This is a genomic window from Pseudomonas sp. ADAK2 TE3594, from assembly GCF_053628675.1.
The window spans coordinates 3,354,992-3,372,038 of record NZ_JBRJGV010000001.1 but is presented as its reverse complement, the minus strand read 5'-3'; the positions used below and the strand labels follow the sequence as shown (position 1 = coordinate 3,372,038).

8 protein-coding genes are annotated in these 17,047 nt (G+C 61.2%); 4 read left to right on the top strand and 4 right to left on the bottom strand.

From position 1 onward, the window contains the following. Window positions 1-30: 30 nt before the first annotated feature. From AB7M22_RS14875 to AB7M22_RS14860, 4 genes are all read right to left on the bottom strand, one after another. A complete protein-coding gene (locus AB7M22_RS14875) occupies window positions 31-3,093 on the bottom strand; it encodes a non-ribosomal peptide synthetase (RefSeq protein WP_454186879.1) in 3,063 nt (1,020 codons plus the stop codon). Between the two features lie 110 nt (window positions 3,094-3,203). Further along, window positions 3,204-4,250, bottom strand: a complete 1,047-nt coding sequence (locus AB7M22_RS14870) for a TauD/TfdA family dioxygenase (RefSeq protein WP_454186878.1) — start codon at window positions 4,248-4,250, stop codon at window positions 3,204-3,206. A 17-nt stretch (window positions 4,251-4,267) separates the two neighbouring features. After that, window positions 4,268-7,693 carry a condensation domain-containing protein gene (locus AB7M22_RS14865; RefSeq protein WP_454186877.1) on the bottom strand — a complete coding sequence of 1,142 codons (3,426 nt, stop codon included), beginning with the start codon at window positions 7,691-7,693 and terminating at the stop codon, window positions 4,268-4,270. An 8-nt stretch (window positions 7,694-7,701) separates the two neighbouring features. Beyond that, window positions 7,702-8,679: a TauD/TfdA family dioxygenase gene (locus AB7M22_RS14860; RefSeq protein WP_454186876.1), complete on the bottom strand. Its 978-nt coding sequence runs from the start codon at window positions 8,677-8,679 to the stop codon at window positions 7,702-7,704. 258 nt (window positions 8,680-8,937) lie between these two features. Here AB7M22_RS14860 and AB7M22_RS14855 point away from each other — a divergent pair, with 258 nt between their 5' ends. The 4 genes from AB7M22_RS14855 (at window position 8,938) to AB7M22_RS14840 (ending at window position 16,939) form a co-directional block, all read left to right on the top strand. Continuing rightward, window positions 8,938-10,998 (top strand): TonB-dependent receptor, encoded by a 2,061-nt coding sequence (locus tag AB7M22_RS14855; RefSeq protein WP_454186875.1) that lies wholly within the window; start codon window positions 8,938-8,940, stop codon window positions 10,996-10,998. A gap of 117 nt (window positions 10,999-11,115) precedes the next feature. Continuing rightward, complete coding sequence (locus tag AB7M22_RS14850) at window positions 11,116-12,537, top strand: diaminobutyrate--2-oxoglutarate transaminase (protein ID WP_454186874.1); 1,422 nt, start codon at window positions 11,116-11,118, stop codon at window positions 12,535-12,537. Between the two features lie 68 nt (window positions 12,538-12,605). Then, window positions 12,606-13,760 carry an efflux RND transporter periplasmic adaptor subunit gene (locus AB7M22_RS14845; protein WP_454186873.1) on the top strand — a complete coding sequence of 385 codons (1,155 nt, stop codon included), beginning with the start codon at window positions 12,606-12,608 and terminating at the stop codon, window positions 13,758-13,760. Between the two features lie 38 nt (window positions 13,761-13,798). Then, the gene (locus AB7M22_RS14840) at window positions 13,799-16,939 is read left to right on the top strand and encodes a multidrug efflux RND transporter permease subunit (protein WP_454186872.1); all 3,141 of its coding nucleotides are present in this window, start codon (window positions 13,799-13,801) and stop codon (window positions 16,937-16,939) included. Window positions 16,940-17,047: the final 108 nt, after the last annotated feature.

Here is a 17,047-nt window from a genome sequence, read left to right as displayed (position 1 = left end):
CGGCGATGGCGCGGCGGCGAGGGAAACCGGTCACAGGTCGGCCTCGTTCAGTTCAGCCATCAGCGCTTGCATTTCGTCATCGGACATACCCGAAGCGCTGAACTCGGTGCTGTCGGCTTGCGGTTCAGCGGCGACGGCGGCCAGCGGCTGTGCGACTTCGGCCATGGCGGCAATGGTCTGGCGCTCGAACACATGTTTGGCGGAGAGCGCGATGCCTTGCTCATGGGCTTGGGCCACCACTTGCAGGCTCAGGATCGAGTCGCCGCCGATGGCAAAGAAGTTCTCGGTGACGCTCACGGTCGACAGCTTCAAGACCTTGGCGACGATCGCTTGCAGGGTGGTTTCCAGCGCATTGCGCGGTTCTACGTGGGCGCCTTCGTCGAACTGGTCCGGGTCGGGCAATTGGCGAATATCGAGCTTGCCGTTGGGCGTGCGCGGGAAGGTCGCCAGGGTCAGCACCCGGGCCGGCACCATGTACGACGGCAGGCGTTCACCGAGAAAGCGCTTGATCGCTTCCGAGTCCGGCGCGTAGCCATGCGCCGCCAGAATGTAGGCCAGCAGACGCTTGCCGGCGGCGTGCTCCTGCACGATGACTGCGGCTTCGCGCACATCGCTATGGCTGCACAGTTGACGCTCGATTTCCCCGAGTTCGATGCGGTAGCCGCGCAACTTGACCTGATGGTCCTTGCGGCCCAGGAACGCCAGGCGCCCATCCGCCAGCCAGCAGGCCAGGTCGCCGGTGCGGTAGGCGCGGGTGCCATCGGCCAGGGTGACGAAGGCCTTGGCGGTTTCTTCGGGCTTGTTGCGATAACCCCGCGCCAGCGTTGGGCCGGCGAGGACGATTTCGCCCGGTTCACCGATGCCACTGGTGACGCCGTGTTCATTCAGTACGCGCAGGTCCATGCCGGCAATCGGCCGGCCAATGGTCAATGTCCGGCTCGGGTCCAGCACTTCATAAGTGGCCCAGACCGTGGCTTCGGTGGGCCCGTATTCATTGACCAGCCGCGCGTGCGGCAAGGTCTTGCCGTGCTGGGCGATCAACGATGGCGGGCAGGCTTCACCGGCGACAATCCAGCACTCAAGGCTGTCGACAGCCCCGGCGCGCTGCAGTTGGTCGAGCAGTGCTTGATAGAGCGACGGCAGCGACAGACCGTGGCTGACCCGATGCTGGGCAATCAACTGCGCCAGACGGGCCATCTCCAGCTCTTCGCCTGTCGCCGGCAATACCAGACGCCCGCCCTGAGCCAGGGTCCAGAAAATCCCGGCGACCGAGCTGTCAAAAGCAAATGAAGACAACAGCAAGTAGGCGCGTACAGGCGCTTCATAAGCGGCCATGCGCACTTGGGTCGAGAAACTCAGTGCACCGTGGCTGATTTCCACGGCTTTCGGTGCGCCGGTGGAACCGGAGGTGTAAATCAGATAGGCCAAGTCGTCTGCACCGGGCATCGGCAGAGGCGGCAAGTCGTTGGTGTTGGACGCCGTCAGGTCATCCAGCACGAAACGTTGCAGGCTGGCGGGCACGCTGTCGGCCAGCTCGGCGCTGACCACGATGTGTGCAATGGCACTGTCGGCGAGCATGTAGGCGCGACGATCCGCCGGGTAGGTCGGATCCACCGGCACGTAAGCGCCACCAGCCTTCAATACCGCAAGCATGGCGACGATGGCGGCGTTGCTGCGGGCGAACAGAATGCCGACGGGTACGCCCGGACCGATTCCGGCCGCCACCAGTTGATGGGCCAGGCAAGTCGCGCAGGCATCGAGCTGGGTGTAGCTCAGGTCGCCGTCCTTGTCGCTGAGCGCGACAGCGTTCGGCTGCTGCTGAACCTGACGGGCAATCAGCTCGACCAGGGTCACCGGTTCAATCGACGGCAAGCTCGGTTGGGCATCGATAATCTGTGCCTGAAGCGGTCCGCCCAGTGGCAGATGAGCCCAGGCTTGTTGCGGTTCGGCCAGCGCGCCCAACAGCAGTTGCAGCCATTGTTCGGCGAGACAGGCTGCCGCTTCGTTGCTTAACGTGTGGCGGTCGTAAACCACTTGAACGCGCAGGCTGTCGGGCAATTGACGGACGTCCAGGCAAGCCTTTACCGGGCTCATTACTGCGCTGGCATGACGCTCTTGGGTATCACCCGAGCGCCAGGCGAAGGCGTAACCGCCCGTCAGATCCTGGGTGTAGTAGTCCTGCCAGCCAGCCGTGCGTTCGATCATCGCGCCAACGTGCTGACTTTGCTCCAGCAGGGTCGTCTGAGCATCCAGATCGATGCTTACCGGCAGGCACTGCTCAAACAAGCCCAAGGCGTTTTCCAGTTCCGGGCCACGGCTTTCGTGGATCAATGTGATCGGGACCTGCTGCTGGCCGGCGAGTCGTCCGAGTACAGCGGCCCATGCTGTCAACATCAGGTTTGAGGTCAGGGACGGATGACGGGCGAGATCGGTGGGCACTGCGATCTCCGCGTGTGCCGGCGCGAATCCGCTGCCGATGGTGGATTCAAGCGACAGCTGCAAGGTCGGCTGTTCGGTTTCGCTCACAGGTTTCCAGAAGTTCACGCCCGGATGGTCCGGTTCGTCTTCCGTCAGGCTCCAGCGCCACTCGGCGTAATCGGCGTATTGCAGCGCTTCGGACAGGTCGGGTTGGGTGTCTTGCAGCAATACGCCCGCCAGCAGTTTCAGGCTGGCGAGGTCGAAGTGGCTGCTGGCGGCGGCCAGATCCAGCACCGATTGTGCGTTCGACAGTTGCACCAGTGTCACGGCGAGCGGATTGGTCCAGTCGCGGGCCTGCGTGACAAGACGGGTCAGCTCGATGTCCTGTTCGGCGCAGCTGTGTTGACGCAAGTCCTGAACGGTCACGGCCAGTGCGCAGTTGTCGTGAATCACTTGCACCGGGTGGCGCAGGCCCGGCACCGGCGTCAGGCGCGTGCGCAGGATTTCACTGTCGGCCATCAATGCCAGTAGACGGCTGTTCAGCGCGTCGACATCCACCGGCCGCGATAACGACCACTGCAAATGGCAACTGAACGGGTGTTCGACCGCGTCGTTAATGTGCGGGTAAACCGATGCCTGTTGCGGCGAAATACGAAAACCTTGAAGTCCGCTCATGTTCAACTCGACTAAAAATGGGGCTTGAAACCGGGCCGCGACCGCAGCGCCGAGGCTCGCCGGACAGATGTCAGGCAAGCCTGGCGAGCAATGGGTGCACCCGCTGAAAGTCAGACGGCAACGTCACTCTGCAGCAGGGCTTCGGCCATGCCGGTCATGATTGCGCGCTTGCCGGTGAAGGGTTCACGACCGTGTACCGCGAGCATGTTGTCGATGAACAACACGTCGCCCTGCTGCCAACTGAACCGCACCAGCGAGTCGAGGTAGGCTGCTCGCAGGGATTCCAGTACTTGCGGTTCGATCGGTTCGCCGTCGCCATAAAAGGTGTTGGTGGGCAGGTCGAGGTCGTTGAAGTTGCCTTGCAGCGAATCGCGGATCGCCGGGGGCAGGGTGCTGATGTGGAAGAAGGTCGCGTGGTTGAACCAGACTTCTTCACCGGTACGCGGGTGACGCACCACTGCCGGCCCGCGCTGGCGGGTGCGCAAGCGGTTGTTTTCTTTCCATTCCACTTCGATGCCGACGCTGGCGCAGTAGGCTTCCACTTCGCTGCGGTCTTCGGACTGGAACACGGTCTGCCACGGCAGACCGAAGCCGTCGCCATAGTTGCGCACATACAGCACACCTTTTTCACGGAAACGTGCTTCGATCTCGGGGCTGATGCTCGCCTTCACGGCACGCGTCGAGCCGATCGGCGTTTCGCCGCCGGTTTCGGACGGGATATGGCAGTAGAAGAACAGACGCAGTGGGAAGCGCGGCGAATAGGAGTGTTCGTTGTGCGGAAAAATCATCTGGTCGGCCGGGTAGTCGGTCGAGGTATAGATGTTGCCGCCAACCCGGGTGCGCGGCGAGGCGCGGAACATGTATTCCAGCGCGCCGGGGGAGAGGGCGGCGATCACCTGATCGAATTGCTCCACGGACAATACGGAGAAACCGCGAAACAGCAGGGCGCCGTATTGCAGCAGTTTCTTCTCCAGGCTTTCACGTTCCCGGGTTGCCCAGGCAACCAGGTCGACGCCGCTTACCGCCGGTTCGATCACCAGCGGCAACGCGTGGTCAGGGCTAAGTAAACGCTCGCTGACCAGTTGCTGTTCCGAGACGTTCATGGCTTTGCGGCGCACAGCGCCGAGGGCGCGAGACGATGGGGGCACGATAGACATAAAGGCATCCAACTCGGTTAAAGGGTCAAGGAGCGACGTTTGGTTTGCATCAGCTGGCTGCGCCCGGCCAGGGCTTGGGACTGTTGGCGTTCGCGCTGGAACGTTTGGTCCCATGCGTGGAGGCGTTCGGTCAGTGCCGGCAGCGGTTCGTCCAGCAGGTTTTGGATTTCGCCCAACAGCCGTGTCCACAGGTGTTGCAGGCGCAGGGCGCGATCCTGATCGAAGCAGTCGCCGCGATATTTGAGGGTCGCGTCGATGCCTTCGGGACCGTGCACCAGATCGAGCACCAGGTGGAAATCGCCCGGTGCCTGCGCCACGTCCAGTGCGGTCATGTGCGCACCGGCGATATCGGTCGGTGTTACCCGCGACGGTTGATAGTTGAGCTTGACCTGGAACAGCGGCGAGTGCCCGGGGCGGCGCTCCGGTGCCAGTGCCGACACCACCAGATCGAAAGGCAGGCCCTGATGGGCATAGGTCAGTCGTGCTTCATCGCGCACCCGCTCAAGGAAACCGGCCAGGGTCGGCTCACCGTGCAGGTCGCAGCGCAGGGTCAATTGGTTGACGAAGAAACCGATGACGTCGTTGTGTTCCGCCAACGGCCGGCCGCTGACATCGGTGCCCAGCAGAAATTGCTCCTGGCCACCCAATTGCTTGAGCACCAGTTGATAGCTGGAAAGCAACAGCATGAACAGCGTCATGCCTTGCTCGCGGGCCATGGCTGCGAGGTGTTCGCAGGTGGCCTGAGGCACGGTGAAGTTCAGGCTGTGCTCGCCTTGAGTCTGGCCGTTGCCACCCAGGTCGAGGGTTTGCGGTACATGCGCCAGATGCTCACGCCAGAAGTCCTGTTCGGCGGCAATACGTTGTGCGCTCCAGTGCCCGGCTTCCCAGTGGGCGAAATCCAGGTACTGCACGGGTTGGTCGGTGTCGGTGACACCGGCCAGTTCCGCCAGCAACACTTGCGCCGAGCGGCCGTCGAACGCGATGTGATGCAGGGTCAGCAGCAGGTCGTGTCGCTCGTCGTTGCGGCTGAGCAGTTGCGCGCGCAGCAGCGGGCCGGTTTCCAGTTCGACCGGCGTGGCGTGTTCATTGGCCAGACAATCGTGGAGTGCTTGCTGTTGCTGCTGCTCGCTCTGGTTGCGCAGGTCGTGCCAGTTCAGTGGCACGGCGCTGGCGGGCAACACCTGTTGCTGCGGGCCATTGACTCCGTCGCGGTACACCGTACGCAATATGCTGTGACGGTTAACCAGTGTGTTCAGCCGTAGCGCCAGGGTTTCGACGTTGAGCGGACCTTGCAGGCTCAGGTGCAGCACCAGGTTGTGTCGGGTGTCGTGCGGGTTCAGCTGGCGCAAGAACCACAGGCGGCTTTGGGCGAAGGATTGGCGACTTTGGCTGACGTTTGCACGGGTGCTTGAGACGCTGGGCGCCGGGACCGAATCGCTCAGGTATACCTGCAAGGCCAGCGCCCATTCGGCCAGTGTCTGGTCACCGAACAGGCTTTGGGTGTCGAGGTTCCAGCCCAGATCCTTGTGCAGGCGGGCGGCGAAGTCGGCCACGCTGATGGAGTCCAGGCCCAGGCCGATCAGGCTGAGTTTGAAGTCTGCCGTGAGGTACGGATTGACCTCGCGCAAGGTTTGCTCAAGCCATTGGCGGCACGCGGTTTGCGCCCGTTGCGGCGTGCCCACGAGGTGCTTCAGTTGATTGAGGGCAATGGTTTCGCTGTTTGGTGCTGTCTGCCCACCGCTCTGGGCGATGATGCTCAATGTGCCGGCGGCCAGTTGTTTGCGCGCGCCTTGACGTGCGATCTTGCCGCTGGTGGTCATCGGGATGGTGCCGGCCTCCACCAACACAATCTGATCGATGCCGCAGTCGACGGCTTCGCGGACGGCGTTTTGCATCGACGCAAACAGCGCCGGGTGATGCGCCGGGTCGACGAACTTGCGTTGCGGCTCAGCGACGATCACCAGTTTCTCGCGGCCCAGCAGCGGGTCCATTTCCGAAAACGCGGCGATGCGCCCGGTACGAATGCCCGGCTCGGAATCGGTAATGGCGAATTCGATGTCGTGGGGGTACAGGTTGCGTCCGTTGAGAATCAGCAAGTCCTTGAGACGCCCGCAGATCACCACCTGACCTTCGTGCATGAAGCCCAGGTCGCCGGAACGCAGGTAATGCCCCGGCTCGCCGACAATCTGCGCCTCAAAGGCTTCGCGACTGGCTTCAGGGTTTTTCCAATAGGCTTCGGCGTTGCTCGGGCCCCTCAGCCAGACTTCGCCAATGCGGTCGTCGGCGCAGCGCTCGTGACTCTGAGGATCGGCAATGGCAATGCTGTGCAAGGCCTGCGGGTAACCGCAGGCGACGAATTCCACGGCGGCGGCATCGGTGGCCGCCAGAGCAACACGACCGGTTTCCAGCACTGCTTTATCCAGGCGAAGCACCACCGGCAGCGCGTCGGCTGGCGTGGCGCTGACGCACAGCGTGGCTTCGGCCTGGCCATAACCGGGGCTGATGGCCAAAGGGTTAAGGCCGCAAGCAGCAAAGCGCTGGGCAAAGGCTTCGAGGGTGCCGGGGTGGATCGGCTCGGCGCCGTTGATTGCGTGTTGCCAGGCACTCAAGTCGAGCTGGGCAATCAGGTTATCGCTGACTACCCGATTGCACAGGGCATAGGCGAAATTGGGGGCAAAACTGGCGGTGGCGCGGTAGCGGCTCAGCGCCTGAAGCCAGGTCGAGGGTGCATTGACGAATGTCTGCGACGCCATCAGGTAGCAAGGCATGCCGCTGTATAGCGGGGCCAGCATGCCACCGATCAAACCCATGTCGTGGTACAGCGGCAACCAATTGACCATGCCGCCATGCTCATCGAAACCGTATGCCTGGCGCATCAGTTCGACGTTGGCGATCAGGTTGCGCTGACGCACTTCAACGCCTTTGGGTGTACCGGTGGAACCCGAGGTGTATTGCAGAAAAGCCACGGTTGCCCCATCGACATCCGGACGTTTCCATTCACTGGCCGGTGGCAGACCCAGGTCCTGAACGGTCGACACATCGACCTTGCCTTCCACCAGTTCCATCAAACCCGGGCAATGATCCGCTGGTGCCAAAATCAACGCCGGCTGCGCATCCACCACCACGTTGCGCACGCGATCCAGGTGGCGCGGTTTGCGCGACGGTGGCGGAAACAACGGCACGGCGATCATTCCGGCATACAAACAGGCACAAAATGCACGGGCGTAGTCGAGGCTGCTGGGCAACATCAACAGCACCCGATCACCCGGCGCATAGCACGATTGCAGCGCGGCCGCCAGCGACTGGCTCTGTTCGTGCAATTGGGCAAAGGTCAGGGTTTCGCCGATCTCGACGCCGTCCGGCAAGAAGTGCAGGGCAGCACGCTGCGGGAAGTGCTGGGCATTGGCCTCCAGCACTTCGATCCAGTGATTGAATGAGAACATGGTGGTATTCACGCCATGGCAACGATGACTTTGCGGTCACCGGTGTAAGGATTGCGGCCGTGTGCGACCAGTCGATTGTCGAGCATCAGGATGTCGCCGGGTTGCCAGGGAAAGCTGATGGCGGTCTGGCGATAGACCTCGCGTACGGTGTCGAGCACCTCGTCGGGAATGGCCGAGCCGTCGCCGAAGTAAACATGGCGGGGCAGGTTTTCTTCACCCACTGCGGCGAGCAGGCTGGCGCGCACGCCCGGCTCGATGGCCGAGACATGAAACAAGTGCGCCTGATTGAACCAGACCCACTCACCGGTATCGGGATGCTGCAAAACGGCCGCGCAACGCTGGCGGGTGCGCAGGTCGCCGTCGGCTTTCCATTCCCACTCGATGTCGTTGTCCCGGCAGTAGCGTTCAACCTGGGCGCGATCCTCGGTGTTGAACACTTTCTGCCACGGCAGATCCAGCGCGCCGCTGTAGTTACGTACATAGAGCAACTCGCGACTGGCGAACAGTTCGCGGATCTCGGCGGGCATGCGCTGGTAGATCAGGCGACTGTCGGCAATCGGCGTTTCGCCACCGGTTTCACTGGCCTTGATGCAATGGAACCAGATGCGCGAAGGCCACGGCCGGGTGTAGGCCTGCTCGTTGTGCAAGGGAATGAATTGATGGGCCGGGTATTCGGTAGAGCTATAGACCCCGGCGAAGACTTTGCTGCGTGGTGTGGAGCCGAATTCGTAACTGGCCAGCGGTGCGCCGAAACTGGCGGCGAAGCGCTTGAAGTCGATAGGTGTGGCGACAGTGAACCCTCGAAACAGCACGCCGCCAATAGTGGACAGTGCCTGGGGCAACGTGTCGCGAACCGACGCGTCGAGATCATGAATCGACTGTCCCGGCGTCGCCTGCACCAACACGGGTAACGACTGCTCGTTGCCATCCGCTGGAGCAATGGAGAAAGACTCGGAACGCCCGCTCAGGTGTTCGATTGAGGTCATCCTTTACACATCCTTTTATCTTTGTTCGACCAGTCGGGGCGGCTTGGGCAGACCTTGAAAACAGGGCAGAGGTCGCCGGCGCAGAGTTCGACTGGAATGTATTCGCTCTGATACACGGCAGCATCTTAGTTGTTAATGAGATGGATTATCAATCTTATTCCTTTAATTTTTTTTTTGAATTAGACTCCGCTCCGCTGGCCCGAATGAGCATTTGACCGGCCGGAAAAACAACAAATATCTGTCGCATGGGAGCGGGGCGTGAATTTCAAAAAGAACACAATTGCGTTGGCTGTGGGGTCGGCGGTGTGCCTGGCTAACAGCGCATGGGCGGCCGAGCAGTCGAACACAATGGAGATCGCTCCGATCACGGTGACGGGTGAAAAAATCAACCGCTCCCTGGAGAAAACCCAGTCGAGTGTCGTTGTTGTGACCGGCAAGCAACTGCGCGAGAAAGAGGACCACGACCTGGTTGATGTGTTCGCCCGTACGCCGGGTGTCTACAACCAGTCCGGCAACGAAAACTGGGGTATTCGAGGCGTGCCGGTATCCGGTTTCGAAGACCAGGGCCCGGCCACGCTCAACGGTGCGGTTTCGGTGTTCGTCGACGGTGCCGTGCAACCGAACCGCGCACTGACCCTAAGCCCGATGCCGCTGTGGGACGTCGAGCAGGTCGAAGTGTTCCTCGGTCCGCAGTCCACTACCCAGGGCCGCAACTCGCTGGCCGGTGCGGTCGTCATCCAGACCAAGAACCCGACTTTCGAGCCGAGCCTTTCATTGCAGGGCAACATGGGCAACTACGGTGAGAGCGGAGGGGCGCTTGCCGGTGGTGGCGCGATCGTCGATGACAAGATCGCCGGTCGTATCGCCGTGGATTACCAGGACGGTGACGGTTACATCGACAACATCGCACTCGATAATGACGCCAACCCGACCCGCACCTACAATGCCCGTGGCAAGCTGCTGATCCTGCCGAACGACGATCTGGATGTGCTGCTGACTTACGCCCACGGTGAAAGCCGCAAGGGCGACAACTCGGTCATGCGCGAAAACGGCAAGGCCCGCTATTACGACGTGTCGTCCGACACCAAGGCTTTCGACAAACTCGAACAAGACACCGTCAGCGCCAAGGTGGATTACCGCCTGGACGACAACTGGTCCATTACCAGCCTCACCGCCAATACCCGTTCGGACTATGACTCCCGCCTGGACTTCGACCAGACCGCCGATGCCAACCAGGTCGTTCTGCGCAAGCAGGATGGTGACCTGTTCAGTCAGGAGCTGCGCCTGAACTACACCGGTGACACGGTGAAGAGCTTCATGGGTGTCTACTACGGCCACAACACCAACAACTTCCACGACCGGTTGTTGTTTGACAACGAACTGGTCGGTACCGTCAAGGGCGATACGAAGATAGAAAACAAGGCGGTGTTCGGTGAAATCAACTGGACGTTCGCCCCGCGCTGGACACTGATCACCGGGCTGCGCTACGACCACGAGACGAACGACACCGATATCGAACAGGACGACTTCTCCACCTCGGGCAAAACCAGCAAGTCGTTCGATGCCGTATTGCCGAAGCTGGGTATCGACTATGAACTGGCTGCCAATCAGTACGTAGGCTTTATGGTGCAGAAAGGCTATCGCGGCGGTGGCGTCAACGTTCGTACCGGTACCGGTCACCAAGCTTACGATCCTGAATACACCACCAACTACGAGCTGTCCTACCGCGGCTCGTTCTTCGACCAGACCCTGCGTACCCGCGCCAACCTGTACTACACCGACTGGAAAGACCAGCAGGTCAGTGTGCTGGATACGAACACCCAATTTGTTCACGTGTTCAACGCCGGGCGCAGTGACATCAAGGGCCTGGAAGTCTCCGTCGAGAAGGACTTCACCGAACAGCTGACCCTGATGGCTGGTGCCTCCGTTACCGATGGCAAGTACAAGGACTTCGTCACAGGCGATGGCAGGGACATGAGTGGCGAGGCCTTCCTCTATTCGCCCAAGTACAAGATGTCGCTGGGCGGTACCTATCGCTGGAATGACCGGTTGACCCTGAACACCGACGTCATTTACCAGAGCACCTCGCCGTCGGAGTACGAGTTCGATGACGCGGGTCAAGTCACTGATGAGCGCAAGAGCGACGCTTACTGGCTGGCCAACTTCAACGCCGAGTACAAGCTCACCAAGAACGTCGCCGTATCCGGTTACGTGAAAAACGCCTTCGACAAGGAATACATCACCAACAACCGCGGCGGCGACATCATCGATGTCGGTGCACCGCGCACGGTGGGTCTGGTTCTGCGTTACGACATGTAAACCCAGGGGCGCGGGGAAGCAGGTTCCTCGCGTCCGGTTTCACGGCTGTCGTTGCCTGATGCGTTCGTTTTCAGGCAGCCCTGTTCCCTTCCAAACACAGCCTCCATGGAGGAAATCATGAGTGCTTTTTCGAATGTCACGGCGGGTGACGCGCAACAGCTACGCCTGTTGCACACCGGTCTGTCGAGCCCTTACTGCCTGGATCCGACGCCAATGCTGGAACGCCAGCAACAGCAGGAATCCAATGCCCGCAGTTACCCGCGGCGTATTCCGCTGGTACTCGAGCGAGCTTATGGCATTTACGTGCAGGACAGTCGTGGGCAGGTGTTTGTCGATTGCCTGGCCGGTGCCGGTACGCTGGCGCTGGGTCACAATCACCCGGTGATTATCGAAGCCATAACCCAAGTCATGGCTGCGGGTGTGCCGATGCACACGCTGGATCTCATGACGCCGGTGAAGGATGCATTCGTACAAGAAATATTTGGCTGTTTACCCACAGAATTCGCTCGTAATGCACGCATCCAGTTTTGCGGTCCAAGCGGGGCTGATGCGGTTGAAGCGGCGCTCAAACTGACCCGAACCGCCACCGGACGGCACTCGGTGCTGGCGTTTGAAGGGGCTTACCACGGCATGACGCTGGGGACGCTTTCCATCAGCGGTAACCTGTCACCGAAAAATGCTCTCGGTGCCCTTATGCCAGGTGTTCAGCGCCTGCCATTCCCCCACGATTACCGTTGCCCGTTCGGTGTGGCCGGTGATCAGGGTGTGACGTTGAACGTGCGTTACCTCGAACATTTGCTCAACGACCCGGAAAGCGGTGTCACCGCACCGGCGGCAATGATTCTGGAGCCGATCCAGGGCGAGGGCGGGGTAATTGCCGCGCCGGACCGCTGGCTACAGGAGCTGCGCCGTTTGACCACGGCCCACGGCATTCCGTTGATCGTCGACGAGATCCAGTGTGGCATCGCCCGCAGCGGCCGGATGTTCGGCTTCGAGCAATCGGGTATCACGCCTGACGTCATTACCCTGTCCAAAGCCATCGGTGGCGGTCTGCCGCTGTCGGTCATGGTCTACAACGATTCGCTGGATGTCTGGCAGCCGGGTGCCCATGCCGGCACGTTCCGTGGCAATCAACTGGCAATGGCCGCGGGTACCGCGACCTTGCGTTTCATTCGCGATCAAGGCTTGGTGGCACACGCCGAAACCGCTGGCGCGCATCTGCGTAAGCAATTACAGATGCTGCAAAGCGAATTCGCCTGGATTGGCGATGTTCGCGGTCGTGGTTTGATGCTCGGCATGGAAATCGTCGACCCGCAAGGCGCCCTCGACGTCCAGGGGCACCCGCCGGTAGACGCGGTCCGGGCCAAGGCCTTCCAGCAGGCTTGCCTGAAGCACGGTTTGATCGTCGAGCTCGGCGGCCGCCACGGTGCGACCGTACGCTTCTTGCCGCCGCTGATCATCACCGAACAGGAAATCGATTTCGTCGCGCAAATCCTGTTCCAGGCAGCGAGCTCGATCAATGAGCGCTCCACGCATTAATGATCTGCCGATGCACAGGGTTTGCCGACATGGAACGGCAAACCCGTTTTTTTGAACAGGGACTGATAATGCGCAAGGCTGTAGCGACGATGAAACCGGCGTGGGTGCTGGCGACCGTATTGGCATTGAACGGCTGTGGAGCACAGGATCAGCCCGCTGAACACAGTACATCGACGCCGCAGGTCAAGACGCTCACCGTGCAACCCCGACCGTTTGCCATGACCTCAGACTTGCCTGGCCGAATCGAACCGGTGCGCATCGCCGAGGTGCGCGCACGAATTGCCGGTGTTGTGTTGACCCGCCATTTTGAAGAGGGCAGCGACGTCAAGGCTGGCCAACTGCTCTTCAGCATCGACCCGGCGCCGCTCAAGGCCGCCTTGATGCGGGTCGAAGGCGCCTTGGCCAAAGCCGAGGCGGATGTCTATCGCGCCAACGCTCATGTGCAGCGCTACCAACAACTGGTGGACATCAACGCCGTCAGCCCGCAGGTATTCGACGACGCGGTCGCTGATCTCAAGAGTGCCAAGGCCAACCGTCTGGCTGCTCAAGCCGATGTGGCGACTGCCCGACTCAACCTTGGTTACTGTCAGGTGCGAGCACCGATCGGTGGTCGTATCGGCCGCGCCCTGGTCAGCGAGGGCGCACTGGTAGGCCAGGACGAAGCCACGCAAATGGCGCGGATTCAACAACTGGACCCGATTTATGCTGACTTCACCCAGTCCGTCGATCAAGTCGTCGCCTTGCAACAAGCTGTGGCCAGTGGTCGCTTGACCCTGACCGGTACGGGTGCAGCCGAGGTAACGGTGACGGTCGGTAGCGCGGCGCAAACCCGACAAGGCAAGTTGATGTTCTCCGATATCTCCGTGGATCGAAGCACCGGGCAAGTCACCTTGCGCGGCGAGTTTCCTAACCCGGACAGCGTTTTGCTGCCAGGCATGTACGTGCGGGTCGTGGCGCCGGCGGGGATCGATCCGCAAGCGTTGTTCGTGCCGCAGCAAGCGGTGCAACGCGGTGCAGACGGTCAGGCCCGGTTGATGCTGGTGGATGTCCAGGGTGTGGTGCGCGAACGGGTGGTCAGCACCGGTGCGATGCTCGGTTCCGACTGGCAGATCACCCAGGGACTGGCGGCCGGTGAGCAAGTGGTGGTCGAGCGCGCCGACAAACTCAGTGCCGGCACCAAGGTCAACATCATCACCTTGGCCGAACAGCAGGCCCGTAACTGAGGGCATGATGCTCACGGTTGGCAGCCAGGATCTTACCGATGCCCGATTTCTTTATTGATCGTCCGAACTTCGCCTGGGTCATCGCGTTGTTCATTGCGCTGGCGGGAGCGCTGACCCTGGGCACCTTGCCGGTCAGCCAATACCCGGACGTCGCGCCGCCGCAAATCAGTGTCAGCGCCAGCTATCCCGGTGCCTCGGCGCAGATCATCAATCAGAACATTACCAGTCTGATCGAGGAGGAGCTCAACGGCCTGAAGGATTTGTTGTATTACGAGTCCAGCAGTGCCAATGGCAGCGCCGAAACCACCATCACCTTCAAGCCAGGGATCGATCCCGACATGGCGCAGGTCGACGTCCAGAATCGCTTGCAACGGGTCGTCGGGCGCTTGCCCCAAGCGGTGATCGAGCAAGGCCTGAAAGTGGAACAGGTACGTGCCAACTTTCTGATGATCTATGCCTTGTCCTACACCGATGGGCAGCAGGATTCGATCGGGTTGGCAGACTACGCCGCGCGGGGCATCAATAACGAGATTCGTCGCGTGGCCGGGGTAGGGCGGGTGCAGATGTACACCGCCGAACGGGCGATGCGTATCTGGGTCGACCCTGCCCGGCTAGTGGGTTACAACCTGTCGATGGCCGATGTAAGCAAGGCCATCGCCGGGCAGAACGTGCAAGTGCCCGCCGGCAGCATGGGTGAACGTCCGGGGCCTGCCGAGCAGCACATTACCGCCACCGTCATGGTGCAGGGGCAGCTCGAATCCGTGGAGGCGTTCGGCAACATTGTGCTGCGGGCCAATGACGACGGTTCCAGTGTCAGGATTCACGATGTGGCCCGAGTCGAACTGGGCCGTCAGGACTACCGCTTCGATGCTCGTCTGAACGGCAAACCTGCGGCGGCCATGTCGGTGCAATTGGCGCCCGGTGCCAACGCGCTGCAAACGGCGGCGGCGATCAAGACCCGGCTGGATCAACTGTCGAGCACGCTGCCAGCGAACATGGCGCTGAGCGTGCCTTATGACACCTCATACTTTGTCGATGTAGCGATCAAGCAAGTCATCTACACCCTGATCGAAGCCATGGTGCTGGTGTTCCTGGTGATGCTGCTGTTTTTGCAGAACCTGCGTTACACACTGATTCCGGCCATCGTGGTGCCGGTCTGCCTGCTGGGCACCCTCGCGGTGATGGCGCCGCTAGGGTTTTCGATCAACATGATGACCCTGTTCGGCATGGTGCTGGCCATTGGCATTCTGGTGGACGACGCCATTGTCGTGGTAGAGAACGTCGAGCGCTTGATCACCCAGGAGCGCCTGTCGCCCAAAGACGCGACCCGCAAAGCGATGCAGCAGATCAGCGGGGCGATTGTCGGCATCACCCTGGTGCTGGCGGCGGTATTCCTGCCGTTGGCGTTCATGGGCGGTTCGGTGGGGGTGATCTACCAGCAGTTTTCCATGGCGCTGTCGGTGTCGATTCTGTTCTCCGGGTTCCTGGCGTTGACCCTGACGCCGGCCCTGTGTGCCACCTTGCTAAAACCCTTCGACCCGACAAAAGAGCTACGGCCCAACCGCTGGGCGAACGGCTTCAATCGACGCTTCGATGCCTTGGCCCGGCGCTACGAGCGGTTCAGTTCGAGCTGGGTCCGGCGCAGCACTCGCAGCATGGGCCTGTACCTTATATTGTTGCTGGTACTCGCTTTTGCCTATCACCGATTGCCATCCTCATTCATGCCGTCCGAGGATCAGGGCTACATCATCACGGATATCCAGCTACCACCTGCGGCTTCGGCTTCGCGCACGGATGTGACGGTGCAAGCGTGGGAGCACTATGCCCTGGCGCAACCCGCCACGGATCAGGTGCTAGCCATCATGGGGTTCAGTTTTTCCGGGGTCGGGGCTAACGCGGCGTTGTCGTTTACCAGCCTCAAGGACTGGTCGGTTCGCGGCGATGGCCAGGCCAGCGACGCGGTGGCCCGGCGCGCGAATGAGGCTTTTGAGAACGCTGCTGACGGCACGCTGTTCAGCGTGGTGCCGCCGCCGGTGGACGGCCTCGGCACCTCGAACGGTTTCGAGTTACGGTTGCAGGATCTGGCAGGGCAGGGGCACGAAGCGCTGCTGAAGGCCCGAACCCAATTGCTGGAGGCGGCCAAGGCGTCGCCGGTGATCGATTACCTGATGGAGGATGGCCTGGCGGATGCGCCGCAGATCACTGTCAGCATCGACCGCGAAAAGGCCGAAGCCCTCGGTGTGAGTTTTGATGTGATCAGCTCAGCGTTGTCCTCGGCGCTGGGCTCGGAACAAATCAATGAGTTTGCCAATCAGGGACGGATGCAGCGGGTGATCGTTCAGGCGGACAGCATCAGTCGCCAGACGCCTGAAGCGCTGCTGCGCCTGCAAGTGCCCAACCGACAGAACCGATTGGTGCCACTGGAAGCCTTCAGTCGTTTCGAGTGGCAGGTCGGGCCATTGCAGATCGGGCGCTACAACGGCTCGGCGTCGTTGCGTTTTTCCGGTGATGCCGCGCCGGGTTACAGCACCGGCCAAGCCATGGAAGAACTGCAGAAAATCGCCCGTCAGTTACCAGCCGGCTTCAGCCTTGAGTGGGCCGGGCTGTCACTTCAGGAACAACAGGCCAGCGATCAGGTGCCGCTGCTGGTGGGGTTATCGTTGATCGTGGTGCTGCTGGTCCTGGTGGCGCTGTATGAAAGCTGGACGATTCCCTTTGCCGTGCTGTTGATCGTGCCTGTCGGCATGTTCGGTTCGGTAGCCGCGGTGACGGTCATGGGCCTGCCCAATGATGTCTATTTCAAGGTGGGGCTGATCACGATCATTGGACTGGCGGCGAAGAATGCAATCCTCATCGTCGAGTTTGCCAAGGCACTTCACGTTCAGGGCGCGAGCCTTACGCAAGCGGCGGCTCAGGCCGCGCGTCTGCGTTTTCGTCCGATTGTCATGACGTCCCTGGCCTTCATTCTCGGCGTGGTGCCTCTGGCGATCGCCACCGGTGCAGGTGCCGCCAGCCAGCGATCGATCGGCACAGGCGTGATCGGCGGTATGCTGGCGGCGACAGTGCTCGGGGTCTTGTGGGTGCCGGTGTTCTTTGTCTGGGTCTTGTCCGCGGCAAATCGGTTGCGTAGTCGCCGTGTCATCCTCACCGAGCCCATGGCAGACGATGGAACGCGGTAACGTGGATTCAGCGCCCACGTTACCTTTTGCGGGCGCCGTTATGTCGGGCAAGAAAGCCCAAACAAAACAGTCTTGCCTCTAAGTCTGGAGACTTGGACTCGACGAATC

Bases quoted from the DNA above. Each gene is read 5' to 3' on its own strand.
- AB7M22_RS14860 (WP_454186876.1), bottom strand. From the start codon at position 8,679: ATGACCTCAATCGAACACCTGAGCGGGCGTTCCGAGTCTTTCTCCATT.
- AB7M22_RS14840 (WP_454186872.1), top strand. From the start codon at position 13,799: ATGCCCGATTTCTTTATTGATCGTCCGAACTTCGCCTGGGTCATCGCG.
- AB7M22_RS14865 (WP_454186877.1), bottom strand. From the start codon at position 7,693: ATGTTCTCATTCAATCACTGGATCGAAGTGCTGGAGGCCAATGCCCAG.
- AB7M22_RS14850 (WP_454186874.1), top strand. From the start codon at position 11,116: ATGAGTGCTTTTTCGAATGTCACGGCGGGTGACGCGCAACAGCTACGC.
- AB7M22_RS14875 (WP_454186879.1), bottom strand. From the start codon at position 3,093: ATGAGCGGACTTCAAGGTTTTCGTATTTCGCCGCAACAGGCATCGGTT.
- AB7M22_RS14845 (WP_454186873.1), top strand. From the start codon at position 12,606: ATGCGCAAGGCTGTAGCGACGATGAAACCGGCGTGGGTGCTGGCGACC.
- AB7M22_RS14870 (WP_454186878.1), bottom strand. From the start codon at position 4,250: ATGTCTATCGTGCCCCCATCGTCTCGCGCCCTCGGCGCTGTGCGCCGC.